This window comes from Rhizobium sp. LEGMi-198b (assembly GCF_054114205.1).
Map to the genome: position 1 here is coordinate 1057350 of NZ_JBSYVH010000001.1, position 26052 is coordinate 1083401.

Annotated in this window: 26 protein-coding genes; 14 read left to right on the forward strand and 12 right to left on the reverse strand. The window is 60.8% G+C overall.

Annotated features, from left to right (window positions below):
- Positions 1 to 101 precede the first annotated feature (101 nt).
- Both ACXHXG_RS05160 and mutS read right to left on the reverse strand, forming a co-directional pair.
- A complete protein-coding gene (locus tag ACXHXG_RS05160) occupies positions 102 to 395 on the reverse strand; it encodes a hypothetical protein (protein WP_104821825.1) in 294 nt (97 codons plus the stop codon).
- 22 nt (positions 396 to 417) lie between these two features.
- Positions 418 to 3075, reverse strand: a complete 2658-nt coding sequence (gene mutS, locus ACXHXG_RS05165; RefSeq protein ID WP_283058924.1) for a DNA mismatch repair protein MutS — start codon at positions 3073 to 3075, stop codon at positions 418 to 420.
- A gap of 197 nt (positions 3076 to 3272) precedes the next feature.
- Here mutS and ACXHXG_RS05170 point away from each other — a divergent pair, with 197 nt between their 5' ends.
- Both ACXHXG_RS05170 and ACXHXG_RS05175 read left to right on the forward strand, forming a co-directional pair.
- Positions 3273 to 5561 (forward strand): NADP-dependent malic enzyme, encoded by a 2289-nt coding sequence (locus tag ACXHXG_RS05170; RefSeq protein ID WP_104821823.1) that lies wholly within the window; start codon positions 3273 to 3275, stop codon positions 5559 to 5561.
- A gap of 77 nt (positions 5562 to 5638) precedes the next feature.
- Positions 5639 to 7048, forward strand: a complete 1410-nt coding sequence (locus ACXHXG_RS05175) for an adenylate/guanylate cyclase domain-containing protein (protein WP_457898637.1) — start codon at positions 5639 to 5641, stop codon at positions 7046 to 7048.
- Between the two features lie 36 nt (positions 7049 to 7084).
- Here ACXHXG_RS05175 and olsB read toward each other — a convergent pair whose 3' ends face one another.
- The 5 genes from olsB to ACXHXG_RS05200 all read right to left on the reverse strand — a co-directional run bounded on the left by olsB (position 7085) and on the right by ACXHXG_RS05200 (position 13066).
- The gene (gene olsB, locus ACXHXG_RS05180) at positions 7085 to 7963 is read right to left on the reverse strand and encodes a l-ornithine N(alpha)-acyltransferase (protein ID WP_104821821.1); all 879 of its coding nucleotides are present in this window, start codon (positions 7961 to 7963) and stop codon (positions 7085 to 7087) included.
- 232 nt (positions 7964 to 8195) lie between these two features.
- Positions 8196 to 10484 (reverse strand): hybrid sensor histidine kinase/response regulator, encoded by a 2289-nt coding sequence (locus ACXHXG_RS05185; RefSeq protein ID WP_457898638.1) that lies wholly within the window; start codon positions 10482 to 10484, stop codon positions 8196 to 8198.
- A gap of 55 nt (positions 10485 to 10539) precedes the next feature.
- Positions 10540 to 11058 carry a signal peptidase II gene (lspA, locus tag ACXHXG_RS05190; RefSeq protein WP_104821819.1) on the reverse strand — a complete coding sequence of 173 codons (519 nt, stop codon included), beginning with the start codon at positions 11056 to 11058 and terminating at the stop codon, positions 10540 to 10542.
- The gene (locus ACXHXG_RS05195) at positions 11055 to 11915 is read right to left on the reverse strand and encodes a TrmH family RNA methyltransferase (RefSeq protein ID WP_457898639.1); all 861 of its coding nucleotides are present in this window, start codon (positions 11913 to 11915) and stop codon (positions 11055 to 11057) included. Before ACXHXG_RS05195 ends, lspA begins: the two co-directional genes overlap by 4 nt.
- Positions 11912 to 13066: a class I SAM-dependent methyltransferase gene (locus tag ACXHXG_RS05200; RefSeq protein ID WP_457898825.1), complete on the reverse strand. Its 1155-nt coding sequence runs from the start codon at positions 13064 to 13066 to the stop codon at positions 11912 to 11914. The genes ACXHXG_RS05195 and ACXHXG_RS05200 overlap by 4 nt, the downstream gene beginning before the upstream one ends.
- A 115-nt stretch (positions 13067 to 13181) precedes the next feature.
- Here ACXHXG_RS05200 and ACXHXG_RS05205 point away from each other — a divergent pair, with 115 nt between their 5' ends.
- Together ACXHXG_RS05205 and ACXHXG_RS05210 are read left to right on the forward strand one after the other, a co-directional pair.
- Positions 13182 to 13634: an SRPBCC family protein gene (locus tag ACXHXG_RS05205; protein ID WP_104821816.1), complete on the forward strand. Its 453-nt coding sequence runs from the start codon at positions 13182 to 13184 to the stop codon at positions 13632 to 13634.
- 34 nt (positions 13635 to 13668) lie between these two features.
- A complete protein-coding gene (locus ACXHXG_RS05210; RefSeq protein WP_457898640.1) occupies positions 13669 to 14127 on the forward strand; it encodes a GNAT family N-acetyltransferase in 459 nt (152 codons plus the stop codon).
- Here the strand turns inward: ACXHXG_RS05210 and ACXHXG_RS05215 are convergent.
- The 3 genes from ACXHXG_RS05215 to sppA all read right to left on the reverse strand — a co-directional run bounded on the left by ACXHXG_RS05215 (position 14119) and on the right by sppA (position 15897).
- Positions 14119 to 14451: a LapA family protein gene (locus tag ACXHXG_RS05215; protein ID WP_457898641.1), complete on the reverse strand. Its 333-nt coding sequence runs from the start codon at positions 14449 to 14451 to the stop codon at positions 14119 to 14121. The genes ACXHXG_RS05210 and ACXHXG_RS05215 overlap by 9 nt on opposite strands.
- 156 nt (positions 14452 to 14607) lie before the next feature.
- On the reverse strand, positions 14608 to 14913 hold the full coding sequence (locus ACXHXG_RS05220) for an integration host factor subunit beta (protein WP_004120746.1): 306 nt from the start codon (positions 14911 to 14913) through the stop codon (positions 14608 to 14610).
- A 27-nt stretch (positions 14914 to 14940) separates the two neighbouring features.
- Positions 14941 to 15897, reverse strand: a complete 957-nt coding sequence (gene sppA, locus ACXHXG_RS05225; protein ID WP_104821814.1) for a signal peptide peptidase SppA — start codon at positions 15895 to 15897, stop codon at positions 14941 to 14943.
- 329 nt (positions 15898 to 16226) lie between these two features.
- Here sppA and lptC point away from each other — a divergent pair, with 329 nt between their 5' ends.
- The 6 genes from lptC (at position 16227) to ptsN (ending at position 21530) form a co-directional block, all read left to right on the forward strand.
- Complete coding sequence (lptC, locus tag ACXHXG_RS05230) at positions 16227 to 16913, forward strand: LPS export ABC transporter periplasmic protein LptC (RefSeq protein WP_260303316.1); 687 nt, start codon at positions 16227 to 16229, stop codon at positions 16911 to 16913.
- Positions 16910 to 17572 (forward strand): LptA/OstA family protein, encoded by a 663-nt coding sequence (locus tag ACXHXG_RS05235; RefSeq protein WP_104821812.1) that lies wholly within the window; start codon positions 16910 to 16912, stop codon positions 17570 to 17572. The genes lptC and ACXHXG_RS05235 overlap by 4 nt, the downstream gene beginning before the upstream one ends.
- A 37-nt stretch (positions 17573 to 17609) precedes the next feature.
- Positions 17610 to 18398: an LPS export ABC transporter ATP-binding protein gene (gene lptB / locus ACXHXG_RS05240; protein ID WP_104821811.1), complete on the forward strand. Its 789-nt coding sequence runs from the start codon at positions 17610 to 17612 to the stop codon at positions 18396 to 18398.
- A gap of 194 nt (positions 18399 to 18592) precedes the next feature.
- Entirely contained in the window at positions 18593 to 20152 is a 1560-nt protein-coding gene (gene rpoN, locus ACXHXG_RS05245; RefSeq protein ID WP_457898642.1) for an RNA polymerase factor sigma-54, read from the forward strand.
- A 249-nt stretch (positions 20153 to 20401) separates the two neighbouring features.
- Positions 20402 to 20977 carry a ribosome hibernation-promoting factor, HPF/YfiA family gene (gene hpf, locus ACXHXG_RS05250; protein ID WP_104821809.1) on the forward strand — a complete coding sequence of 192 codons (576 nt, stop codon included), beginning with the start codon at positions 20402 to 20404 and terminating at the stop codon, positions 20975 to 20977.
- 88 nt (positions 20978 to 21065) lie between these two features.
- Positions 21066 to 21530: a PTS IIA-like nitrogen regulatory protein PtsN gene (gene ptsN / locus ACXHXG_RS05255; RefSeq protein WP_457898643.1), complete on the forward strand. Its 465-nt coding sequence runs from the start codon at positions 21066 to 21068 to the stop codon at positions 21528 to 21530.
- A gap of 85 nt (positions 21531 to 21615) precedes the next feature.
- On the opposite strand, the gene grpE is transcribed toward ptsN, so the two are convergent.
- On the reverse strand, positions 21616 to 22257 hold the full coding sequence (gene grpE, locus ACXHXG_RS05260) for a nucleotide exchange factor GrpE (RefSeq protein WP_283048803.1): 642 nt from the start codon (positions 22255 to 22257) through the stop codon (positions 21616 to 21618).
- Positions 22258 to 22478: 221 nt separating this feature from the next.
- On the opposite strand from grpE, the gene ACXHXG_RS05265 reads away from it, so the two are divergent.
- Positions 22479 to 22913, forward strand: a complete 435-nt coding sequence (locus ACXHXG_RS05265; protein ID WP_104821807.1) for a GFA family protein — start codon at positions 22479 to 22481, stop codon at positions 22911 to 22913.
- A 47-nt stretch (positions 22914 to 22960) separates the two neighbouring features.
- Here ACXHXG_RS05265 and hrcA read toward each other — a convergent pair whose 3' ends face one another.
- Positions 22961 to 24049, reverse strand: a complete 1089-nt coding sequence (hrcA, locus tag ACXHXG_RS05270) for a heat-inducible transcriptional repressor HrcA (RefSeq protein ID WP_104821806.1) — start codon at positions 24047 to 24049, stop codon at positions 22961 to 22963.
- A 171-nt stretch (positions 24050 to 24220) separates the two neighbouring features.
- Here hrcA and rph point away from each other — a divergent pair, with 171 nt between their 5' ends.
- The 3 genes from rph to rdgB are packed head-to-tail and all read left to right on the forward strand — an operon-like array spanning position 24221 to position 26026.
- A complete protein-coding gene (gene rph / locus ACXHXG_RS05275; RefSeq protein ID WP_104821805.1) occupies positions 24221 to 24937 on the forward strand; it encodes a ribonuclease PH in 717 nt (238 codons plus the stop codon).
- A gap of 19 nt (positions 24938 to 24956) precedes the next feature.
- Positions 24957 to 25370 carry a VOC family protein gene (locus tag ACXHXG_RS05280; RefSeq protein WP_457898644.1) on the forward strand — a complete coding sequence of 138 codons (414 nt, stop codon included), beginning with the start codon at positions 24957 to 24959 and terminating at the stop codon, positions 25368 to 25370.
- A gap of 11 nt (positions 25371 to 25381) precedes the next feature.
- On the forward strand, positions 25382 to 26026 hold the full coding sequence (gene rdgB / locus ACXHXG_RS05285) for an RdgB/HAM1 family non-canonical purine NTP pyrophosphatase (protein WP_457898645.1): 645 nt from the start codon (positions 25382 to 25384) through the stop codon (positions 26024 to 26026).
- Positions 26027 to 26052: the final 26 nt, after the last annotated feature.

Genomic DNA, 26052 nt, shown 5'->3' on the forward strand with positions numbered 1-26052 from the left:
ATATTCAGCCTAGACCAAATTTCCCGAGTGAGCGGCTTCGGGAGTTCTATCGGGCCAAAGTTGACGAAGAGTGACGGCTGTCGATGCAGAAATCGGCGGTTTTAGGGCTGCGGCATCTCAAGCGATCGTCTGAGTTCGTTGATGCTATATAATATATTTCGCGATTGGGCGCCGATCTGCGTCAACATTTCCCGTTCGCACTCCCAATAGCCCGCCTTGGCGATCCTTGAGCTGATGTCGGAAATCCGGCTGCAGGACAGGGCTATGTTGAGAAGCCCGCGGTCGGATTCGCAGTCCGGCGCGTCGCCCTCGCCGCAGATCTTGCCGCGGGCGGCGATCGGAGAAAAACGCTCGGCCAGAATACGGACCTCGGCGAGAAGATGTTCGATATGCATCGGGTTATCCTTTGAAATCGCCTCAGCCGGCCTTGTTCAGGGTCTTTTTCAGTTCGTAAAGCGCGTCGAGCGCGGCGCGCGGCGTCAGATCGTCAAGATCGAGCGCCTTCAGCGCTTCTTCTACCTTGGACGGTCCTCGCCGGCCAGCCACTTCCTCGCGGCGGACGGCGACCTGGAAGAGTGGCAGGTCGTCGATCAACTGGCTCGCAGGGTTCTTACGGTCGGCATCTTCCAGGCGCGTCAGAACGTCGCGGGCGCGCGCCACCACCGAAGCCGGCAGGCCGGCGAGCCGCGCCACTTGAATGCCATAGGAGCGATCGGCGGCGCCCGGCCCGACCTCGTGCAGGAAAATCACGTCGCCATCCCACTCCTTGACGCGCATCGTGGCATTCGACAATCGGCCGAGCTTTTCCGACAACACCGTCAGCTCGTGAAAATGGGTGGCGAAGAGACCGCGGCATCTGTTCGCTTCGTGCAGGTGCTCGACCGCCGCCCAGGCGATGGAGAGACCGTCGAACGTCGCGGTGCCGCGGCCGATTTCATCGAGGATGACGAGCGACCGGGCGGTCGCCTGGTTGAGGATCGCGGCCGTTTCGACCATCTCGACCATGAAGGTGGAGCGGCCACGCGCCAGATCGTCCGAAGCGCCGACGCGCGAGAACAGCCGGTCGACAATGCCGATATGGGCGGAGGCGGCGGGCACAAACGACCCCATCTGCGCAAGGACGGCAATCAGCGCGTTCTGGCGAAGAAAAGTCGATTTACCGCCCATGTTCGGGCCGGTCAGCAGCCAGATCGCGCCATCCTTACCATCCGCCGTCGGCGACAGGTCGCAATTATTGGCGACGAAGGGGCCACTCGCCTGGCGGCGCAATGCCTGTTCGACCACGGGATGGCGGCCGCCGCCAATCGCAAACATCCGGCTGTCGTCGACCACCGGCCGGCAATAGCCCTGTTCCTCGGCAAGCAATGCCAGCCCGGTCGCGACATCGATTACCGATAGCGCGCGGGCACCGGCTTTGATCGCCTCCGCCTCGGCGACGACGGCTGCGACCATGCGGTCGAAGGCCGCCAGCTCGATCGCAAGCGCCTTGTCGGCGGCATTGGCGATGCGGCTTTCGAGATCGGCAAGCTCGGTCGTAGTGAAGCGCATGGCGTTGGCCATGGTCTGGCGATGGATGAAGCGCGCCTTGGCCTCAGCAGTATCCGTCATCGGCCCGGCATTGCCGGCCGTGACCTCGATGAAGTATCCGAGCACGTTGTTATGCTTGATCTTCAGCGATTTGATGCCGGTTTCCTCGGCATATTGCAGTTGCAATCCGGCAATGACCCGGCGCGACTGGTCGCGCAGCGCGCGGACTTCGTCCAGCTCGGCATTCGCCCCTTCCCGCAGGAACCCGCCGTCGCGCTTCAAGAGCGGCAATTCATCGGCGAGCATGCCGGCAAGTAGCACTTCGAGATCGGCGGGCAAGGCGCGGAGCCCGGCAAGTGCTGTTCCCAGCTCCTCGGGAAGCAACGCAGCCCCTAGCAGATCGGCAACGCCGGCCGCCGCAGCGAGGCCCTGGCGTATCGCCCAGAGATCGCGCGGGCCGCCGCGGTCGAGCGCCAGGCGCGACAATGCGCGCGGCATGTCCGGCACGTGTTTCAGCGCTATCCTGAGATCGCTGCAGAGCGAAGGCTCTTCAGAAAGGAAGCCGATCGAATCCAGCCGTTCGTTGATGCGCGCCGGATCGGTCAGCGGCGACATCAGCCGCTCGGCAAGCAGACGCGCACCGCCACCGGTCACGGTCCGGTCGATCGCCCGCAAAAGCGAGCCGTTGCGGTCGCCGGAAAGCGTACGCACCAGTTCGAGATTGGCGCGGGTGGCGGGATCGATGAACAATGTCGACGCGCCGCTTTCGCGTTCCGGCAGTCCCAGCGGCGGCCGCTCGGAGATCTGCGTCTTCTCGACATAGGCAATGGCGGCGGCAGCAGCGGCAAGTTCGGCGCGCGTAAAGGAGCCGAAACCGTCCAGCGTCGAAACACCGAAATATCTGGTAATGCGGCCCTCGGCGCTGGCGCTGTCGAAAAGGACGGCCGGTTGCGGCACAGCCGTGCGGCCGAGCACATCGAAGGCCGGCTTCAGCTCGGGATCGTGGAATATCGTATCCGGCAGGATCAGTTCGCGCGGATCGATGCGCAGGATATCGGCGAGCAGCCGCGAGGCCTCCGTCTCTGCCAGACGGAAAACGCCGGTCGAAATATCGATCCAGGCGAGCGCCAGTTGCGGCTCCGAGCCGCCGCGAATGCGGGCGAGCGCCATCAGATAGTTGGATTCCGAGGGCGACAGCAGCTTTTCTTCTGTGATGGTGCCTGGCGTCACAAGGCGAACGACATCGCGCCGGACAACCGACTTGCCGCCGCGCTTCTTCGCCTCCGCCGGATCCTCCACCTGTTCGCAGACGGCAACGCGGAAACCCAGCGAAATCAGCTTCTGCAGATAGTCGTCGGCGGCATGCACCGGCACGCCGCACATCGGAATATCCTGGCCCATATGCTGGCCGCGCTTGGTGAGCGTGATGCCGAGCGCGCGCGACGCATCGACAGCGTCTTCGAAAAACAGCTCGTAGAAATCGCCCATGCGATAGAACAAAAGCGAACCGGGATTGTTCGCCTTGATCTCGATATATTGCTCCATCATCGGCGTCGCCGAAGCGCGGCTTTCCTCCGAGGCAAGCTCGGCGGTCGAGAAAGCGTCGATGCTGGCAATTATTCGTTCGTTCACGGAGGTGCAGTTTTTCCCAAAAAATGAGGTGCCACCCTATCCGCGCGCCGCTATAGAAGACAACAGCTATCGGGCAAGAGGGACCGGTCGCCCACAGGAGGTTTGGAGGATACATGCCTGACACCAACAGCACGTCGCGTTCGGGAACGGGGATCACCGATCAGGAAGCGCTCGACTTCCACAAGCAGGGCCGCCCCGGCAAGCTCGAAATCAACCCGACCAAGCCGATGGCGACGCAGCGCGATCTTTCGCTCGCCTATTCGCCCGGCGTCGCCGTTCCGGTAAAGGCAATCGCCGCCGATCCCGGCACGGCCTACGACTATACGTCTCGCGGCAATATGGTGGCGGTCATCTCCAACGGCACGGCCATTCTCGGCCTCGGCAATCTCGGAGCGCTGGCCTCCAAGCCGGTGATGGAAGGCAAGTCCGTTCTCTTCAAACGCTTTGCCGATGTCGATTCGATCGATCTCGAAATCGACACCGAAAATGTCGACGAGTTCATCAACTGCGTCCGCTACCTCGGCCCCTCCTTCGGCGGCATCAACCTCGAGGATATCAAGGCGCCCGACTGTTTCATCATCGAGCAGCGCTTGCGCGAGCTGATGGACATTCCCGTCTTCCACGACGACCAGCACGGCACCGCCATCATCGCCGCCGCCGGCCTGATTAATGCGCTGGAATTGACCGGCCGCGACCTCAAGACCACCAAGCTCGTCTGCAACGGCGCCGGTGCGGCGGCCATCGCCTGCGTCGAGCTGATCAAGGCGATGGGCTTCAATCCGGACAACATCGTGCTCTGCGACACGAAGGGCGTGATCTACCAGGGCCGCAGCGAGGGCATGAACCAGTGGAAATCGGCACATGCGGTAAAGACCGACAGCCGCACGCTGGAAGATGCTATGAAGGGCGCCGATGTGGTTTTCGGCCTGTCGCAGAAGGGTGCCTTTTCTGCCGAGATGATCCGTTCCATGGCCGACAAGCCGATCATCTTCGCCATGGCCAATCCCGATCCGGAAATCACGCCGGAGGAAGTCGCCCGCATCCGCGACGACGCCATCATGGCGACCGGACGCTCCGACTATCCCAACCAGGTCAACAACGTTCTCGGCTTCCCCTATATCTTCCGCGGCGCGCTCGATGTGCGGGCTTCGACGATCAACGATGAAATGAAGATCGCCGCCGTCAGGGCGCTCGCCAGCCTGGCGCGCGAAGACGTGCCGGACGATGTCGTCGCCGCCTATCAGGGCGCGCGGCCGCGCTTCGGGGCGCAATACATCATCCCTGTGCCTTTCGATCCGCGCCTGATCTCGGCGATCCCGGTTGCCGTCGCGCAAGCCGCGATCGAAAGCGGCGTCGCCCGCCGCGCGATGCCGGATATGGCCGCCTATGCCCGCGAACTTTCGGCCCGGCGCGACCCGATCGCCTCGACGCTCGCACAGCTCTACGAGCGCGTACGCCGGCATCCAAAGCGGATCGTCTTCGCCGAAGCTGAGGAAGAGCAGGTCATGCGCGCCGCCTTGTCCTATGCCAACCAGGGGCTCGGCACCGCCATCCTGCTCGGCCGCGAGGACCTTCTCCACGCAACCGCCGACCGCGCCGGGATCGACCTCAACCGGCCCGGCCTGGAGATCGTCAACGCCCGCATTTCGAAGCGTGTTGAGGCCTATATCGACTATCTCTATGCCCGGCTGCAGCGCAAAGGCTACCTGCACCGCGATGTGACGCGCCTGATCCACAATGATCGCAACCACTTCGCCGCCTGCATGGTGGCGCTCGGCGATGCCGATGGCATGGTGACGGGGGTGACGCGCAATTATTCGACCGCGCTCGACGATGTGCGCCGCTGCATCGATGCCAAGCCTGGGCACAGGGTCATCGGCGCATCGCTGGTGCTTGCCCGCGGCCGCACCGTCATCGTCGCCGACACCGCCGTGCATGACATGCCGACTGCGGAGGAACTCGCCGATATCGCCGAGGAAGCCGCCGGCTTCGCCCGGCGCATGGGTTATGAACCGCGCGTCGCGATGCTCGCCTACTCCACCTTCGGCCATCCCTCGGGCGAACGCTCCGAACGGGTGCGCGAGGCGGTGAACATTCTTGACAAGCGCTATGTCAATTTTGAATTCGACGGCGAAATGGCCGCCGATGTGGCGCTGAACCGCAAGATCATCGAGACCCAGTATCCTTTCTCGCGTCTCTCCGGTCCCGCCAACGTGCTTGTCATGCCCGCCTTCCACTCGGCCTCGATCTCGACGAAGATGCTGCAGGAACTCGGCGGTTCCACCGTCATCGGCCCGCTGCTCGTCGGCCTCGACAAGCCGGTGCAGATCACCTCGATGGGGGCAAAGGATTCCGACATCGTCAACATGGCGGCGATTGCCGCTTATGGGGCAGGATCGTAATCAACTACGCTGAATAGTGGAGCCGGCGGTCGGAGAAAGGCAATGGCCGCCGGGTCAATTCGGTGTAAAATAGGGAAATGAGTGAAGCCCAGTCCCTTTTCGAAGTGCTGCGCCATTCAGCGCGGCCAGATATTGTCGACGCTATTGAGCAGCTCGTCCGTGACGCGCCCGATCGCAAGCTCAACCGGGTGAACGCGCTTGCCTTCGCAGCCGAGCACGGCTTCGATGAAGAGCAGACCATCAACGCCTTCCTGCATGCGTCTCGCCTCGGCCTCTTCGAGATCTCCTGGAATGTTCTTTGCCCCGGCTGCGGCGGAGTGCTGGATGCCAATACCTCGCTGAAAACCGTTCAGAGCGACACCTATAGCTGCGCGCTGTGCGCTGCCGGCTATGAGCCGACCCTCGACGAGATGGTCGAAGTCACCTTCACCGTCAGCCCGCGCGTGCGCCATATCGAGGCTCACAATCCGCACGAATTGCCGCCCTTCGAATATTTTCGGCAGATTTATTGGGGTTCCGGCGTCGATCTTCCCGACGAGGGTTACGAGGCGAAAGTAGATCAATTCGTCCTGGAGGCGCTGGAACTGCCTGCCGGAGAAAAAGCCGTCGTATCGCTTCAGTTGCCGGCGGAGTACGTCATCATCTTCGAGCCGGTTACGCATGCGGCTCAATTCGTCGATGTGAAAGGCGAACCATCGAAGGAGCGGCAGACCCTCACGCTCGTATTCGATCGCATGCACCGGCACAGCGAACCTATTACCTTACGACCCGGTCCTCTGCGCATTCTGATGGAAAACCACACGGAGGTCCGCACACTGCCATCAATCTGCGTGGCCAATGACGTGCTTCACAGCCTGCTGGGTCAGCGGCGTCCATTCCTCACCGCCAAGCGATTGCTCTCGAACCAAACTTTCCGCGACATCCACCGTACGGACACGATTGACGTGGACCAGCGGCTGAAGATCACCAGCCTCACTTTTCTGTTCACCGATTTGCGCGGCTCGACGGCGCTGTATGAAAGGGTCGGCGACCTTGCCGCTTTCGATCTGGTGAGGACCCATTTCAGCATTCTGCATGAGATCGTTGGTGCAGAGGCAGGTGCGGTGGTCAAAACCATCGGCGATGCGGTCATGGCGACGTTTCCAACCCCGGACCGAGCGCTGGCGGCGGCAATGCGGATGCGCGAAGCAATGCTCAGCCTTAACAAGGAGCGCGGCAACGACGATCTTCTTCTAAAGATCGGCATTCACGAGGGACCGTGCATCGCCGTCAGCCTGAACGAGCGTCAGGACTATTTCGGGCAGACAGTCAACATCGCTTCCCGCGTCCAGCATCTCGCCAATTCGCACGAAATATTCGCCACAGGGTCCGTACTCGACAACCCCCGCGCCAGCGAATTGCTGACGACCCATGGTTTGCAGCCGCAGTCCCACCATGTCTCGCTCCGCGGCATTACGGATGAGATTGATATTTTTGCGATTCCCTGAGGATGGCCGTTACCCGCCCAGCCCGGCTTGCGCCGATCAGCTCGCGAAGCGACCGGCGTCGGCGCCGTAATAGTTGACGTAGCGGTCCGAAATGCTGGCGATCGGCAAGACGATCAACACGTCCGTCGTGTTGAAGGCATGATCGACGACGGCGGTGGAACCGACCATGGCACCGAGACGCAGGTAACCCTTGATCAGCGGCGGCAGCGCCATCAGCGCCTTCTTGGAATTGACCGCTTCGACCGGCATCAGGTCCATGGTGCGGGCAAGCGACGGCAGCGCGCTGACGGCCCATTCATCCTTGGCAATGACATTGTGGTAGAGGAAAGAGAGAGCCAGCGCATGCTGCTCCGGACGGATGCCGGGGAAGGAGGCGCAGCCGAACATGGCGTTCATGCCGTGTTTCAGAGAATAGGCCCAATTGCCCTGCCACAGCAGTTCGACCGTGCGCTTGGTGCGATATTCCGGCAGTACACAGGAACGGCCGAGTTCCATGAAGCGCTTTTCTGGATGGCGAGCGAGCAGAGCGTCGATATCGAATTCGGAGGAAGAATAGAAACCACCATTCGCCATCGCCACGTCCTGGCGCAGCAAACGATAGGTGCCGACGATCTGGTCTTCCGAATCGCCTTCCAGCGAGCGGTCGAGAACCAGCAGATGGTCGCAGATCGAATCCCAGCTATCGATATCGCGCTGCCGACGCATGGCATCGGCCGGGAGTTGCGCATTCATCTCCTCAACGAAGACGCGATAGCGCACCGCCTGAGCAGCATCAATTTCCCGCGCCGTGCGAGCAAGGCGCGTTTCTAGATTTCCGATGCGTCCGAGCACATCGCTGGCAACCGGCGCAACCGTTGCCTTTGAAGACTGAACCATTTCGCCCTGAGCTTCGCGATTCAAAATTTCGATGGACATGGCGACTCCCCCTCTACGGGTTAATATAGGCGCCATAAAGCAAATTCGTGCGACAGGAAAGTGACATGGTGCGTTGCGAAAAGCAAGAACCGTGCCTGTTTCCACCACCGAATTTGGACAAAGCCCTTGTATCCCAGGGGATACTCTTAAAAGATGCGAAGCGGCTTTTGGCTCAGTTCGTCATCACGTGGCCGGATAGGGCCGAATCGCGATTCGGGGACATGTTTTCAATCTAGCCGCGTCCGAAAGCCTGCTTGGACAGGCCTTGCACCTCGGCGATCAGGCGATCGGGATCGACCGGCTTGACGATGACGGCATCGGCCCCGGAAAGCAGGGCCTGGCGACGGATGGCGTCGCGGCTGTCGGCGGTCAGCACGATCACAGGCAGCGGCGAAAGGCCGTATCGGCGCTCCAACGCCCTCAGTTGCGCGAGCATCGCCGCGCCCTCGCCGCCTGGCATGGTGAGGTCGGTGACGACGACGTCAGGGCGGTTCTCGCTGTTTTCGGCGCGGGCGAGCAAATTATCGAAATCCTCGACGAGACGAACCCTGTGGCCGGCTTTAGCGAGCATGGCGCGCACCAGCATGGCATTGACGGGATCGTCTTCGCCCAAAAGAACGTTGAGGGCGGCATCTGCCGCCTCCGGTGTCACGAGACTGATCTCGGGCGGGCTGTTCAGCACATCGCGCTTTTCCATGCCGCGCATGCGGCCGCTCAGCACATCGATCAGCGATTGTTCGCGCAGCGGCCGAATGAGCCAGGCATCGAAGAGATCGAGCGGATGCGTATTGCGCTCTTCCGGATTGACCAGAAAGATCTTTCTGAGGCCGGACGCGGCAAGCTCGGTCCCTTCGCGGAAATACCAGGGCGCCATGCGATGATCGACGATGAGATCCGTGAGCGGCATGCCTGCGTCGTGAGGCGCAGACTGCGCCAGGTTTTTCACATCATCGGGACCGATCACCCGGCAGTGGCCGCCGAGCGTGCGGATGGTGTCGGCAATCGCAGTGCTTGCCGCCCCTTCCGGCGCCAGCAGCAGGACACGGGAACCTTTGAGCAGTTCGCTGCGCCCAGCCGGCTCGTTCTCCGCGGCGACGACGGAAATCGGAAAACGGACGGTGAATTCACTGCCCTCGCCCCGCGCACTGGAAACGCTCAAGGTGCCGCCGAACTCGCGCAGGATGCGGGCGGAGATTGCCAGCCCCAGGCCTGTGCCGGCGCTTCTGTCCAACACATTGCCCGCCTGTTCGAACTCGCCGAAGATGCGTGCCTGCTCCTCCTCGGTCATTCCCGGGCCGCTATCCCTGACCGATATCACCAGGTCATCGCCATCAAGGCCGGCGCGGATCAGCACGCCACCGGTCTGCGTGAACTTCACGGCGTTGCCGATGACATTGAACAACACCTGACGCAGCCGGGCAGGATCGAATTCCATGGTTTCGGGAACATCCGCCGCGACGGTCGCGGCGATCTCGATGCCTTTTTCATGGGCGCGATGGGCGAGCATCTCGACAACGCCTTCCAGCAGCGGCCGCAGATGTTCGGTGCGCGGCCGGAGCTGGAAGCGGCCGACTTCGATCGTCGAGAAATCCAGCAGGTCTTCGACGAGCTGCACCAGGGCGTTGCCGGACTGGCGGATACCGGTCAGGTAATTGGCCTGCTCCAGCGTCAGCGGCGTCTGGGCAAGCAGATGGTTCATGCCGAGAATTCCCGACAGGGGCGTGCGGATCTCGTGGCTGACGGTGGCGAGCAGCCGTGATTTGGCGGCACTGTTGTATTCCGCCTTCAGCCTTGCCTCCTCGCGAAGGCGCGCTGCCTGCCGTTCCTCGGTGACGTCGCGGGCGACGCTCTGGATTCTCAATTGTCCGGTGGCGGGATCGCGGAACATGACATCGTGCCATGCGAAGATGCGCGGGCCTTCCGGCGTGGAAATCTCCGCATCCTGACGCTGGGAATCCGTCGCAACCCGGAAGACGAGTCCCGCCGCCTCCAGCGTCAAACCCTCCGGGTTCGACTTGCCGGTCAGGTTACGGAAGGTGGCGTTGGCATGGACGATGCGGCGTTCGATGTCGCGTGTCACCGTGATATCGCCAAGCGCATCGTGGATAGTGGCGAGCAGGCTGGTGCTTTCGTTGCTCTCCCAGAGACGGTCATGCTCGTGTTCGCTGAGTGCCAGCATATCCGCTATGACCTTGCGGGCAGCAAGTCGCCTGCGCAAGACACCGGCGCCGACGATCGCCAGCGCTATCAGTCCCAGCAAACCGGCAAGCGCCAGCGGGCCACCGGCATAGCCGACCGACATGAGCGCCACGCCGGCGATCAAACCGCCACCGTTCAACCAATGGCGGTGCAGCCATAGGGAAAAATCGGACGGCGACGTATCCGGTCTGTTAGCCGGCGAAATCTCGATGGGATCGGTGGCCATGAGCGGCGTGCCGCCCACCGGCCGTTCGCGCGGCGCGTCGTGGTCGTCGGTGGTGGTGGCGACAAGCTTTTCCTGCAGATTTGCCAGAGTGCTCATGTGGCCTTACTAACATGAGCACTGTTCCCGATGCCTTCAGGGATTCGCTAGAATTTTAAGCTTTTGCCTTTTTCGGCAGAAGCAGCTCGTCCAGAATGACGCAACCGGCCCCGACAGTGATGAAACTGTCGGCGAGATTGAAGACGGCAAACGACCATGTTTCCGTATGGAAGAGAATATAGTCGATCACATGACCATAGAGGAACCGGTCGATCAGGTTGCCGAGCGCACCGGCTATGATCAACGCGAAGCCGAGATGGGCAAGCCAGCGATGATTGGGCGTCCGTCGCCAGAGCCAGAGCACGAAAACGACGATGACGAGGCGCATGCCGACGATGAACCAGCCGTCCATGCCCGATAGCATCGAGAAGGCGACCCCAAGATTATAGGTGCGATAGAGCGCCAGCATCGGAATGACCGGCACCATCTCCTGCAAAGGCAGCCAGTTGTCGACCATGAGCTTGACGGCCTGGTCGAGGATGACAGCGGCCACAATGAAAATCAGGATCGGCATGGGCCGGGAAAACAGTGCGGGTTTTACGGGCGCCTGTTCGTTTATCTCGCTGTCAGTCATCGCGTCTCGCTGAGGGTCAGAAGATGGCGGCGGGCTTCGAACAGCATCACCGCCGTCGCCACTGCCAGGTTGAGGCTATCGGCACGGCCGGCCTGCGGGATGCGGGCAAGCGCATCGGCCTCCTTCGCCAAGGCATCCGGCAAGCCGGACTGTTCGTTGCCCATCAGCAGCACGACGGGCTTCTTCTTGTAGTCGATCGTGCGGTAGTCGACGGCGCCGGCCAGATGGGTGGCGACGACGGAAACACCCGCCGTCTTCTTCCAGGCCAGAAACTCCTCCGGCGTCGCCTTGACGACGGGAACGGCGAAGACCGAGCCCATGGTTGCCCTGACCGTTTCCAGCGAAAACGGGTCCGTCGTCTCGCCAACGAGGATGACGCCAGAGGCGCCGGCTGCATCCGAGGTTCGGATGATGGTGCCGAGATTGCCGGGGTCACGCACGCGATCGAGCGCCACCCAGGTATCGCCGGCTTTCGGCTTGACGTCACGAAGCTGCCGCCAGCGCTGATCGAATATGCCGACCACCATCTGCGGATTGTCACGGCGGGTGATGGAGGCGATAACCTTTTCGCTGACTTCGAGCACCAGCCCGCCGGCCGCGACGGTCTTGGCGGCCACCTGCTCGACCAGCGGCTTGCCCTTGGCGGCCTTGGCATAGACCAGCGTGCGAATGGTCCAGCTGAGCTCCAGGGCATCAATGACCAGCTTCAAGCCTTCCGCCAGGAAAGCGCCGCTCTCCTCGCGGGACTTCTTATTGGTCAGCGCCTTGATATCCTTGATGATCGGATTGGCAAGGGAGGTGACTTCCTTGACATGTCCGACCTTGCGAGGGCCGTCACTACGGAAATCCTGGTTCATTTCGGCACCCAGCGGCTGAAGAGAGATGTGGAGAGTGCCCGGCCCGGCGTCTTGCCGTCGAGGCCAGCCTCGCGGATTACCAGTTCGCCGGATTCGACGACGCCACCGGCGCCCCGCATGGTTTCGCGCATCAGCTCATGGATCGAATAGAAGCTGGCGCGGATGGAATAGGCAGTCAGCACCAGGCCAAGAGCCTTAGGCGACAGGATCTCACGGCAAATGTCGAGCATCGACGGCAGGTGTTCGAAGAGATGCCAGACCTCGCCATTCGGGCCGCGGCCGAATTTCGGCGGGTCCGTCAGGATGATGTCGTATTTATTTCCGCGCCGTTCCTCGCGCAAGATGAATTTCATGGCGTCTTCGCAGATCCAGCGGATCGGCAGCTTTTCCATGCGGCCGAGCGCCTGGTTTTCCCGCGCCCAGCCGATCGCCTTCTTCGAGGCGTCGACATGGGTGACTTCCGCGCCGGCAGCGACGGCGACCAGGGAGGCGACACCGGTATAGCCGAAGAGGTTCAGCACCTTCAGCGGTCGCTTTGCGGCTTCGATCTGCTCCTTCATCCAGGCCCAGTGCACAATCTGCTCCGGGAAGACGCCGACATGGCGAAAGGCGGTGAAGCGGCCGAGAAAATCGATGCCGAGCAATTGCAGCGGCCAGGTCTCGCCGAGCGCTTCGCGCGGAAACCGCCAGCGACCCATGCCGTCCTCATCAGTGTCGCCAGTGAAGATCGCATCGGCATTGTCCCAGAGATGGGCGGCAAGCGACGGCTGCCACAGTGCCTGCGCCTCCGGCCGGACGATGCGATAGGGACCGTATTGCTCGAGCTTCAGCCCGTTGCCGCTGTCGATCAGGTGGAAATCCCCGGCGCCCAGCGATTCAAGGATAACGGGCACGCGCTCCACGGGACGCTCACCGTTTCGCACGATCAACGGGCGTTCGGACGCGACCGCGACAGGCGCCGCGCCGCGGGATTCCGACACTCGCTCACCGCTGTCGCGCGCGGCCGGAGCAGACCGCGGGCCGTTATCGCGTGCGGGCTTTGCCGGTGGCTTGCCGGTCTTGAGGGGCGCGTCGCGCCTGGCATCCCTTTGGGGCTTTGCGCCGGGGCCGCCCGCGGCTTTCGAACCGGGCCGGCGTTCCTTCTGTTTCACCATGCTTGTCTCAAAATTGATATGTGCGTGCAAATAGCATCTGGCCGCCACTTGGCAAAGCGCTTTCCGATCTGCGATTATCCCCGGATGAAATGCCAGATCGGGAGGGTTGCGCATGGATATGACCGGTGAAGAACGGATTGCCGCGCCGCGGGACGTCGTGTGGGCCGCGCTGAACGACCCCGATATTCTCAAGCAATGCATTCCCGGCTGCCAAAGCCTGGAGAAGATTTCGCCGACAGAACTGACGGCAACGGTGAAATTGAAGATCGGCCCGGTCTCCGCCACATTCAACGGTGAAGTGACGCTCTCCAACATCAATGCACCGGAGAGCTATACGATCTTCGGCGAAGGAAAGGGCGGCATTGCCGGCTTTGCCAAGGGTGGGGCCGATGTCACTCTGAAAGAGGAAAGCGGCGAGACGATCCTGCATTATGAGGCCAAGGCCCAGGTCGGCGGCAAGATCGCCCAGCTCGGCTCGCGGCTGGTCGATTCCAGTGCGAAGAAACTGGCGCAGCAATTCTTCGCCGATTTCACGGCGGCCCTCAACGGCCAGGCCAGCGCCTGATTGCGATCGTCATCCGACCCGCCATAGACTGCTCATGACGTCAAAATCAGATCTTTGGACCATCCGGCCGGCACGCGAGCGGGATACGGACATTCTCGCCGATATCTATCTGCGCGTCCGTCGCATGACGTTTCTCTGGGTCGACCCCGGCAAATTCCATAGCGAAGATTTCGCCATTCACACGAAAGGTGAGCGCGTCTTCGTCTGCGAGGATCGGAACGGCAGCATCGCCGGCTTCATGGCGCTATGGGAACCGGATGATTTCATCCATATGCTCTACATCCTGCCTGCATTCCAGGGCCGGGGCGCCGGCAAGGCGCTACTTGCCGCCCTGCCGGAATGGCCGAAGCGGCACTACCGGCTGAAATGCCTGGTGAAAAACACGCGCGCCATCGCCTTTTATCGCGGCCTTGGTTTTGCGATCATTGGCGACGGCTCATCGCCGGAGGGTGATTACAAGGATATGCAGTTCGGTGGCGACCAGTCACTTTGACGGAAGTTGGCCGGCGATCTGTTCGGCGCGGTTGCGGTGCTTGTCGGCTTCCGCCTGCCAGCGCACGGCTTCGCGCGACTGACTCCGGGCAAGCTTGCGGTGTTTGCCCTGATTGAACCAGGTGACAGCCGCGCCGACCAACATGCCGATAATCAGGGCCACAAACAGCAGCACGAACAGCGGCGCGCTCAGCGACAGCACCTGATCCTCAGGCCTGAACGGATTGAGCGCAAGCGTGACGGACTGCCGGTTGGCGACGCAGAAGATGATGAGGATGATGCCGAGCGGCAGCAATATCAGCAGGTTCATGATCTTCTTGGCCATTGCGAACGCTCCTTTGTCCAGGCGCATCCGTGCCATGCACTCCTATCGCCTATAGCCGCAGAATAAGAAAGACCGGGCCGAGTTCAAGTGCCACCCGGTCACGGCACAATCATGTCCACCAGGAACATTCGCGAAGAGTATTGGTCAAAACGACGATTAATTGTCGTCTTCTTCATCACCGGCGCCAGGATTCAGGCGCTCCCGTAGCTCCTTGCCCGTCTTGAAAAAGGGAACCCATTTTTCCTCGACGAACACCGTATCGCCCGTGCGCGGGTTACGACCGGAGCGCGAGGGCCGGTTCTTGACGGAGAAAGCGCCGAAGCCGCGAAGCTCAACGCGGTTTCCCGCAGCGAGCGCATCGGTGATCTCGTCGAGGACAGCATTGACGATATTTTCGACGTCCCGGTGGTAAAGATGTGGGTTACGTGCCGCAACAATCTGCACCAATTCCGACTTGATCACGGTTGGCCCCCTTAAATCATTGATTTATCAATTGGCTGCACCCTGCCAAACAGAAAGCAGGCCGTCAAGAAACAACTTCTCTGTCATAATTTTCTGGAGATCCTCTCCCTTCACAAAATCATCATAACCGAGACGATTTAGCAACCAGGAAGCGGCGCTCGGCCAAAAGAAGGATGAGGTTTTGTCCTGTGCCTTCCAATCGATGATCGGCAAGTCCTTTTTGACCTTGCGCGTGTCGAGATAGGCGCGGATTTCGTCCTCGCCGCCGAGGGTGTCGACCAGCTTGTTCTGCAATGCCTGCCGGCCGGTGAAGATGCTGCCGTCCGCAAGCTTCAACACGTCCTCGCGCGGCAATTTTCGGCGGTCGGCGACGAGATCGACGAACCAGCCATAGCTGTCCATGACCATGCTGCGGATCATAGCCTTGGCCTCTTCGCTCGCCGGATGGAATGGCGACGGCTCGGCCTTCAGCGGCGCCGACTTGATCTCGTCCAGCGAGAGGCCGAGCTTGTCGAGCAGGTCTTTCGCCTGCGGATACTGAAAGATGACGCCGATCGAACCGGTGATCGAGGTGTCGCCGGCGACAATATCATCACCCGCCGTGGCGATCATATAGCCTGCAGACGCCGCAACGGTGCGGATATCGGAAACCACAGGCTTCTTCGCGGCAACGGCACGAATGGCCTTGAAGATGCGTTCGCCGCCATAGGTCGTGCCGCCGGTCGAAGAAATCGAGACGATCAGCGCCTTGACCTGATCACTGTCCTGGATCTTCTTCAGCCGCTCCAAAAGCTCGGTGTCATCCTGGATAAGCCCGGAAATCTTGACCCGGGCGATCTGCGGCCCGCGTATGGCGGGCAAATCGCCCGCAGCGAAACTATAAAGCGCAAAGCCGAGCGCCACCAGGAGAAGGACGGCGACGACGCGCCAGAAGCCGAGCTTGCGGCGCAATTGCCGCCGATCTGCGATTGCAGAACTGTCCATGACGCCTTATCTCTCCCCTTGTCATAAATTGGATACACAACGAACCGGATAGACCAACACCATGAAACGGGCATAATCCTTCGCGAAAATCCATCTCGATTTTCGAGATTGTGCTCCAGGCTTTCCATGCGGCGTTTCGTCAGATAGGGCGATGACCGATCGGACGAAACCGCTGCGTATTATATTTTTTTGCTAAAATTGCTTGTTGCAGAAAAAAATCCATATTGGCAAGCCAATGCAATAATGCGAAACGATCTGCCAGGCTTGTTGGCACAGTCTGTGCATGACTCGAACGTGTTTTTCCGGATCAGAGAAGACGGACCTGTTGCATGCTCAATACTATCGAGACCTCCGGCCAGGCGATCGGCTCCGAGCTAGAAAGAAACGCGTATAAGGACGCGATCTTTCATTCCGCGCGCGTGAGAAGACTGAAAATCCTGCTTCCCTTGGCTGCGTTCATCGTCTCGCTGATCTTCATCGCGGTTTCGGTCGTGCGCGCATATCTGCCGGAGAGTATTCAGATCGAAGGCGCGAGGATCGAGGACGGCAAGGTCGTGATGGAGCGCCCTGCCATTGCCGGCCGCAACAAGGACGGTATCAACTACTCCATGCTCGCCGAGAAGGCGCTGCAGGACATTAAGAATCCCAATATGATCACCCTCAAGACCATCAAGGCCTCCATGCCGGTCAACAACCAGGTGATCGCGCATGTGACGGCTCAAAGCGCGGATTTCGACCGCCAGGCCGACACGCTGCAGCTCACCGCACCCTTTACCATTCTGATGGACAACGGTTTGCGCGCCGAATTCAAAACAGCTTTCCTTGACGTGAAGAAGGGTGACCTCTCCAGCCAGGACCAGGTTGCAATCTACAGAGGAGGCATGTCGGTTGTTGCACAGTCGCTCAAGATGACGGATAAGGGGAGCGTAATCGTATTCGACGGGCAGGTTCAGATGCATATCGAACCAGCCACACTCCATAATTCAGCTAGCGACCAACAGCCGGGCGGTTCATGACAAACGATTGGCGTCATTCTCTTTTCAACTCTGGCCTGCGCAAGGCCGGCCTCTTCTGCGCCTTCAGCGCACTTGCGATTTTTGCGGCGACGGAAGTCGGCGCCCAGGCAACGACAAGCAACATGCCCGGCCTGAAGCTTTCCAAGGATCAGCCGATCCAGATCGAAAGCGACAAGCTGGAAATCCACGACGCGGAAAGCCAGGCAGTGTTCACCGGCAACGTCAAGGTCGTCCAGGGCACCACGACGATGCAGGCCGGCAAGATGACGGTCTTCTACAAGAAGAAGCAGCCTGCCGACGCCAATGCCAAGCCGGCAACGGAAAATCCGGTCGCAAACGCCGCCAAGCAGCAAAACCAGTCGCTGGTCTCGGGTGACGCCGACATCGACCACATTCTGGTCACCGACAAGGTCTATCTCGTGTCCGGCACACAGACGGCGACGGCGGATGACGGCTCTTTCGACATGGCCAACCAGCTTGCCATTCTCAAAGGCCAGAAGGTCGTACTGACCGACGGGCCGAACGTGTTCACCGGCTGTCAACTCACCGTGCATATGGCCACGGGTGAAGCGCAACTGGATGCCTGCGGGGGCCGCGTCCAGATTCAGCTCGATCCGAAATCGCAGCAAGTGCAGCAGCAACAGCAAAAAAAGAACTGATCCCGGTCTTCTCGTGACGATATCGACCACACCCACCTTGCCCGGCGCGTCCGGATCGAGCACTGCGGCATCCAGCACGGCGGCCGGAGACAAAGCGCGTTATCAGGGCACCCTGATCGCGCGCGGCCTCACCAAGACCTACCGCACGCGGCGCGTCGTCAACGGCGTTTCGCTGGTCGTGCGGCGCGGCGAGGCCGTCGGCCTGCTTGGACCGAACGGTGCCGGCAAGACGACATGCTTCTACATGATCACCGGGCTGGTGCCGGTCGATGAAGGCACGATCGAGATCGACGGCAACAACGTCACCTCGATGCCGATGTATCGCCGCGCTCGCCTTGGCGTCGGCTATCTGCCGCAGGAAGCCTCGATCTTCCGTGGCCTGACGGTGGAAGAAAACATCCGCGCCGTTCTCGAAGTTCATGAGAAGGACAAGAAGAAGCGGGAGCGCAAGATCGACGAGTTGCTGGAGGAATTCCACATCCGCAATCTGCGCACGGTGCCGGCGATCGCCCTCTCCGGCGGTGAGCGGCGGCGCCTGGAAATTGCCCGCGCACTGGCAACCGACCCGACCTTCATGCTGCTCGACGAGCCCTTTGCCGGCGTCGACCCGATCTCGGTCGCCGACATTCAGAATCTCGTGCACCACCTGACGGCGCGCGGCATCGGCGTGCTGATCACCGACCACAACGTCCGTGAGACGCTCGGCCTGATCGATCGCGCCTATATCATCCATGCCGGCGAAGTGCTGACCCATGGCAGGGCCAATGACATCGTCAGCAATCCGGAAGTGCGCAAACTCTATCTCGGCGACAATTTCAGCCTTTAAACAGCTTAGGTTGAACCGGGGCGCTTCTATGCCTTACCACAGGGCGTAGCGCTCCGGAAATTCACCATCCCATCACGGTTCCGCTTGACCAAACCCAATAAAAAAGCAATTTTTGGGCCAGTTGGAATTTTGCGGATTTTTTTGAGCGAAGAACGCAGATTCCCGAAGAGATCAAGGGGAGTCTCGCGTCCGCCATGGCATTATCGGCCAATCTTTTTCTGCGCCAAAGCCAAAGCCTGGTGATGACACCGCAACTGATGCAATCCATCCAGTTGCTGCAGATGACGCATTTTGAACTCACCCAATTCATCGCCCAGGAAGTCGAGAAGAATCCGCTGCTCGAATTTACGTCAAATGACGAGGATATAGGCAGCAGCGGTGATCGCGAGGCGAAGGACGATAGGTTCGACGCGGCGGAGGAAAGCCAGGGCGATGACGGTTTCGACCGCAACAGCGGCGATCTTGCCAGCGACTGGTACGAGAGCGAAAATACCGGCCATGCCGACCGGCTGAGCGACGAGCTCGATACCAATTTCAGCAACGTCTTTCCCGACGACGGCAGCCCGCAGCGCGCGGATGCGCCGGAACTGCTCAGCCAGTGGAAGTCGATGCCCGGCGGCGAAGCCGGTGAAAGCTACGATCTCGACGATTTCGTCGCCGGCCAAGTTTCCCTGCGCGACCACCTGAACGAACAGATCCCCTTTTCCCTGCCCAGCATGGCCGACCGGCTGATCGCGCAGTACCTCGTCGATCAGCTCGACGATGCCGGCTATCTGCAGGCCGATTTGAGCGAAGCCGCGGAGCGCCTCGGCGCCACCGTTCCGGACGTCGAGCGCGTGCTCGGCACATTGCAGTTGCTCGACCCTCCCGGCGTCTTTGCCCGTTCTCTCAGCGAATGCCTGGCGATCCAGCTTCGCCAGAAGGATCGTTTCGATCCGGCCATGGAACGGCTGATCCAGAACCTCGAGCTTCTCGCCCGGCGCGATTTCGCGACGTTGAAACGGCTCTGCGGCGTCGATGAAGAAGATCTGCTCGACATGATGGCGGAGATTCGCCAGTTGAACCCGAAACCGGGCAGCGGCTTCGAGACTGGCATATCCGAGGCCATCATGCCCGATATCGTGGTGCGCCCGGCCTCCGACGGAAGCTGGCTGGTGGAGCTCAATCCCGATACGCTGCCGCGCGTCCTGGTCAGCCAGTCCTATTTCGCCTCCGTCTCCAAGACGAGCCAGGATCACGCCTTCCTTTCGGAATGCCTGCAGAATGCCAATTGGCTGACGCGCAGCCTCGATCAGCGTGCCAAGACGATCATGAAGGTCGCGAGCGAGATCGTCCGGCAGCAGGATGCCTTCCTCGTGCACGGCGTCGACCATTTGCGACCGCTCAATCTGAAGACCGTGGCGGATGCCATCAAGATGCATGAATCGACCGTCAGCCGCGTGACCTCGAACAAATACATGCTGACGCCGCGCGGCCTGTTCGAGCTAAAATATTTCTTCACCGTCTCGATCAGTGCCGTCGAGGGTGGCGACAGCCATTCGGCCGAGGCGGTGCGTCACAAGATCCGTGTGCTGATCTCGCATGAGAGCCCGGACGCGGTGCTCTCCGATGACGATATCGTCGATACGCTAAAGAAGGGCGGCATCGAGCTTGCTCGCCGTACGGTTGCAAAATACCGCGAGGCGATGAACATCCCCTCCTCGGTACAGCGCCGCCGGGAGAAGCGTGCACTGGCAAAAGTCGCCAGCTTCTAGCAATTGCCCAGGCTCAACCGCAGACTGCGAATCCGCTAACGGATCCTTAAGATTCAGTTGACTTTCCGATGTGGCGGAGCTAGAAGCCCGCCGCAATCGTTGCAGGACATCACTGCCATGAACTTATCCCCACCATCCCCAGGGCGCCTGACAAACGCAATTTGTCTTTGACTGCGTGAAGTGCTTGGATGAGCTTGAGGCTTGGCGTAAACTGGCGCGCCCAATAACCGCTACAAGAAGGGAAACTCCATGAGTGTGCGTGTCTCCGGGAAACATATGGAAATTGGTGACTCCTTCCGCCAACGGATTGAAGACCAGATCGGTATGGCCGTTACGAAATACTTCGACGGGGGGTATTCGGGCCAAGTGACGGTACAGAAATCCAGTTCCCGCTTCGCAGCCGATTGCAAGCTTCATCTCGACAGTGGCGTCGTCCTGCACGCCGCCGGAGAGGCGATGGACCCGCAATTGGCCTTCGACGCGGCGTCCGAGCGCATCGAAAAGCGCCTGCGCCGCTACAAACGCAAGCTCAAGGATCACCAGGCCGGCAACCACACGAATGGCCTCGCCGAAGTCGCCTATACCGTTATGGACGGTGTTCCGGACGACGAGGATGAAATCCCTGCCGATTTCGCGCCGGCGATCGTCGCCGAAAGCACGAAACAACTGAAGACCATGTCCGTCGCGACCGCCGTGATGGCGCTCGACATGACCGACGAGCCGTTGCTGCTTTTCCGCAGCCCCGGCAAGGAACATCTGAATATCGTTTACCGTCGTCAGGACGGCAACATTGGCTGGATCGACGCAGCCAATATCAAGGGCTGAGAAAAGAAGATGAGCGACGGCCCCGCGCAGTGTCTGCCGGCCGCCGCTCCTCCGTCATCGGATCTCTGCCACACGAAGGATAAAGAGAATGGCATTGGCAGATTTGCTGCACCAAGATGCGATCATCCCCGCCTTGAGGGCAAATTCCAAAAAACAACTGCTTCAGGAGCTGGCAGCCAAAGCCTCCAAAATAACCGGACTGCCCGAGCGCGAGATTTTCGACGTCGTGCTGCAGCGGGAGCGTCTGGGCTCCACCGGCGTCGGCAACGGCATCGCCATTCCGCACGGCAAGCTCACCAGCATCAAATCCATCATCGGTATTTTTGCGCGCCTGGAAGCCCCCGTCGATTTTGAGGCGCTGGACGACCAGCCCGTCGACTTGGTCTTCCTACTGCTTGCCCCCGAGGGTGCCGGCGCCGACCATCTGAAAGCGCTGTCGCGCATTGCCCGCGTGCTGCGCGACCAGGATCTCGTCGCCAAGCTGCGCGCCACCGAATCCGCCTCGGCGATCTACGCCTTCCTCAACGAGGAGCAGGCGTCCAACGCTGCCTGAGGACCGACTCGAATTTAAACGCGGATAAAAGAAGAGCCGGATGACCTCGTCATCCGGCTCTTCTTTTTTACAGACGACTTAAAGATCAGGCGTCTTTTTCATCGAACGGGCTGTTGGCGCCCGGCTCGGAAATTTCGGCAACCTTCGGGCCGCCCTTGGCGACGCCGACCATAGCTGGGCGCAGAACGCGCTCGCCGATGACGAAGCCGGCCTGCACCACCTGCACGACCGTATTGTTCGGCACTTCGGTGTTCGGCACCTCGAACATCGCCTGATGGAAGTTCGGATCGAACTTCTGGCCGACCGGCTCGATCTGGCGGACACCGTGGCGCTCCAAAGCCGACAGCATGGAGCGCTCGGTCATCTCCACGCCTTCGATCAGCGTCTTCAGGCCGGCATCGGCTTCGGCGAGGGCTTCCGCCGGAATGGCTTCCAGCGTGCGGCGCAGATTATCCGACACGGCAAGCATGTCGCGGGCGAAGCTGGCAACGGAATAGGACTTGGCGTCCTTGACGTCACGCTCGGTGCGACGGCGCAAATTGTCCATCTCGGCGGCAAGGCGCAGATAGCGGTCGCGCAGATCGCTATTTTCGGCCCTAAGCAGCTCGACCGGATCCGGCTGCGAAGGCTGGGCCGCATCCGCAGTTTCCGCAGCCTCCTGCGCAAAGCCCGCGGGATTATCAGTCGCCGTGGCGTCAGGTCCGGTTTTCGTTGTTTCGTCGGTCATGACGGTCTCCGAATTGCTTTGTCTTTTTGATGTGCCCGATATCGAGGTTTGGCCGGAAAAAATCAAGGCTTTGTCGTGAAGAACAGGCATTTCCCGGCAATCCGGTCATATTTGCCCGGATACCAATCGGGTGAGAGAGCCTCCCCCGTTGGGGCTTCTACTATCGAAGACCCTTTCCCGGTATAGTCTGGGCCGTTTCAACACGACATGAGGTATCGTCCATGTCCAGCAGCAAGTCCCATTCGGGTAAATGTTTCTGCGGCGCAGTGGAAATCACGGTCAGTGGTGAGCCGGCGGCAATGGGTTATTGCCATTGCGACTCCTGCCGGGAGTGGTCGGCGGGGCCGGTCAACGCCTTTTCGCTCTGGCCGCCGGAAGCCGTGCATGTCACCAAGGGCGCCGACCACATCGGCAGCTACCAGCGAAGCGAAAAGAGCGTGCGCAAATGGTGCAAGATTTGTGGCGGGCATCTGTTGACCGAACATCCTTTATGGGGCGTGACCGATGTCTACGCCGCCATCATTCCAACCCTCGATTTTCAGCCGATGCTTCATGTCAACTATGAAAACACCGTGCTGCACCTAAGGGACGGCCTGCCGAAGCAGAAGGACATGCCGGCGGAGATGGGCGGATCAGGAACCCTGCTACCGGATTAAACGCTCTTTGCGCGTTCGAATGGGCGCCCGCTCTCCAGAGGCTTTCGTCAGATTCCTGGCCGCGACAGCCTGGAAATCAATTGGGCGGTATAGTCCACCATCGGCACGATGCGGGCATAGTTCAGCCGTGTCGGGCCGATGACGCCGACGGCGCCGACGATGCGGTCGTCGTCATCGCGATAGGGCGCGACGATCAGCGAGGAGCCGGAGAGCGAGAAGAGCTTGTTTTCCGAGCCGATGAAGATGCGTACGCCCGGCCCGCTTTCGGCGAGATTCAGAATCTCGATCAGGCTGTCCTTCTTTTCGAGATCGTCGAACAGCAGGCGTAGCCGGTCCAGATCTTCAGCCCCGCCCACTTCGGCCAGCAGATTGGCGCGGCCGCGCACGATGAGCTGCGTCGGCTTGCCGTCATCCCCGTCGCCGGACCAGACGGCGATCCCGCGTTCGACGAGCTCGTGCGACAGAATATCGAGCTCCTGGCGCACACTCTCCTTCAACGTCTGCAATTGACGGCGCAGCTCCGGCAAAGTCTGGCCGGTCATGTGAGCGTTGAGGAAATTCGCCGCTTCCGTGAGCTGCGAGGACGTAACGCCGGCCGGCAATTCGATGATGCGGTTCTCCACCTGATCGTGGTCGCCGACGAGCACGGCGAGCGCCTTGGTCGGCTCCAGGCGGATGAATTCGACATGCTTCAGCACCGGATCGCTCTTCGAGGTGATCACCAAGCCGGCGCCGCGCGAAATACCAGAAAGCATGCGGCTCGCCTCGGTCATGACCGATTCCATCGGCTGATCGCGATTGCTGCCGCGCACTTGGCGTTCGATGGTAGCGCGGTCTTCCGCGGAGAGATCGCCGACCTGCATGAAGGCATCGACGAAGAAGCGCAGGCCGAGCTGCGTCGGCAGGCGACCGGCGCTGATATGCGGCGAATAGATCAGCCCCAGCTCTTCCAGATCGCTCATGACATTGCGCACGGAGGCCGGCGACAGGGACATGGGCAGCAAGCGCGAAAGATTGCGCGAGCCGAGCGGTTCGCCATTCTCAAGATAACCTTCGACGATACGGCGGAAGATTTCCTTCGAGCGTTCGTCCAGCGCTGCAATGGCATCCGAAACCGACGATGTCGTGAACCCCATTTCGCTGTCAAACCCGTTCTGTTGAGCCTTAGTCAAAATATAATCATTCAGTTAGCAATGGCAAAAGGGAAAAATGTCAAGGCCATCACAACAAGGCCCTTGCGCCTGCTTTTCCTTTGCAAAAGCCGCCTGTGGATCGTAGAAGCGGTCAATAACGTTCAGGAGAGTAGAATGCGGCCTTCAGGCAGAAAAACCGACCAGATGCGCAAGGTGTCGTTCGAGCGCAATTTTTCCAAGCATGCGGAAGGCTCGTGCCTGGTCAAATTCGGCGACACGCATGTGCTCTGCACGGCGAGCCTGGAAGAAAAGACGCCGCCATGGCTGCGCAACAGCGGCAAGGGCTGGATCACGGCCGAATACGGCATGCTGCCGCGCGCCACGGGCGAACGCATGAAGCGCGAAGCCGCTGCCGGCAAGCAGGGCGGCCGCACGCAGGAGATCCAGCGTCTGATCGGCCGGTCGCTGCGCGCCATCGTCGACCTGCAGGCGCTTGGCGAGCGCCAGATCACGATCGACTGCGACGTCATCCAGGCCGATGGCGGCACCCGCACGGCCTCGATCACCGGTGCCTGGATCGCGCTCTACGATTGCCTGAAGTGGATGGAAAGCCGCAATATGATCAAGACCGACCGTGTCCTGAAGGATCATATCGCTGCGGTTTCCTGCGGCATCTTTGCCGGCCAGCCGGTGATCGACCTCGACTACCTCGAGGATTCATCCGCCGAGACCGATGCCAATTTCGTCATGACTGGCGCCGGCGGCATCGTCGAGATCCAGGGTACGGCCGAAGGCACGCCCTTCAGCGAAGAAGAATTCACATCCCTGATGCATCTCGCCAAGAACGGCATCGCCGAACTGGTGGAGCTGCAGAAGCAGGCGATAGCCTGACCGAAGAGGCGGTCAACCGATGAACCCGTTGATGGAAGGCGTTCTGGAAACCGCTCTTTATGCGGACGATCTCGATGCAGCCGAGGCCTTCTATGGCGGCGTTCTCGGACTGCAGAAGATTTCGCGCGGCGGCAACCGTCATGTCTTTTATCGCTGCGGGCCGGGCGTGCTGCTCATCTTCAACAGTCATGAGACAGTGAAGCCGCCGGAATCGAGTTCCTTGCCGGTGCCGCCGCACGGCACGAAGGGCCACGGCCACGCCTGCTTCCGGGTCGGCGGCAACGATATCGAAGCGATGGCGCAGAAACTGAAGGCTGCCGGCGTCGCCATCGAAGCCGATTTTAACTGGCCGAATGGCGGCCGCTCGATCTATTTCCGCGATCCGGCCGGCAACAGCCTGGAATGCGCCGAACCCCGCATCTGGGGGCTATGACAGGACAGGATATGCGCAAGCTCGATACCAAGACTATCGTCGTCGCCAGCCACAATGCCGGCAAGATCCGTGAAATCCAGGATTTGATCGGCCCGTTCGGCTTTACAGCCAAGTCGGCCGCCGATCTCAATTTCATCGAGCCGGACGAGACGGGCACGACCTTCGAGGAAAACGCGACGATCAAGGCGCTGGCCTCGGCGCAAGCTTCCGGTCTGCCGGCGCTATCGGACGATTCCGGCCTGGTCATCGATGCGCTTGACGGCAATCCCGGCGTCTATACCGCCAACTGGGCGGAAACACCGGATGGTACTCGCGATTTCGCCATGGCGATGCGGAAGGTCGAGAGCGCGCTCGAAGAGGCCGGTGCCGCTTCGCCGGAGAGCCGTACGGCGCGCTTCGTAAGCGTGCTTTGCCTCGCCTGGCCGGACGGGCACACCGAGCTCTTTCGCGGCGAAGTCGAAGGCCGCGTCGTCTGGCCGCCGCGCGGCACGCAGGGCTTCGGCTATGATCCGGTGTTCCAGCCCGAGAATTACGACGCGACCTTCGGCGAGATGAGCGCCGAGCAGAAGCATGGCTGGAAGCCAGGTGAACCCCAAGCCCTTTCGCATCGGGCCCGTGCCTTCAAAATCTTCGTTGAAACCTGCCTGGAGGCATAAGCTCAAGCCCGTGGACACTCTGGAAT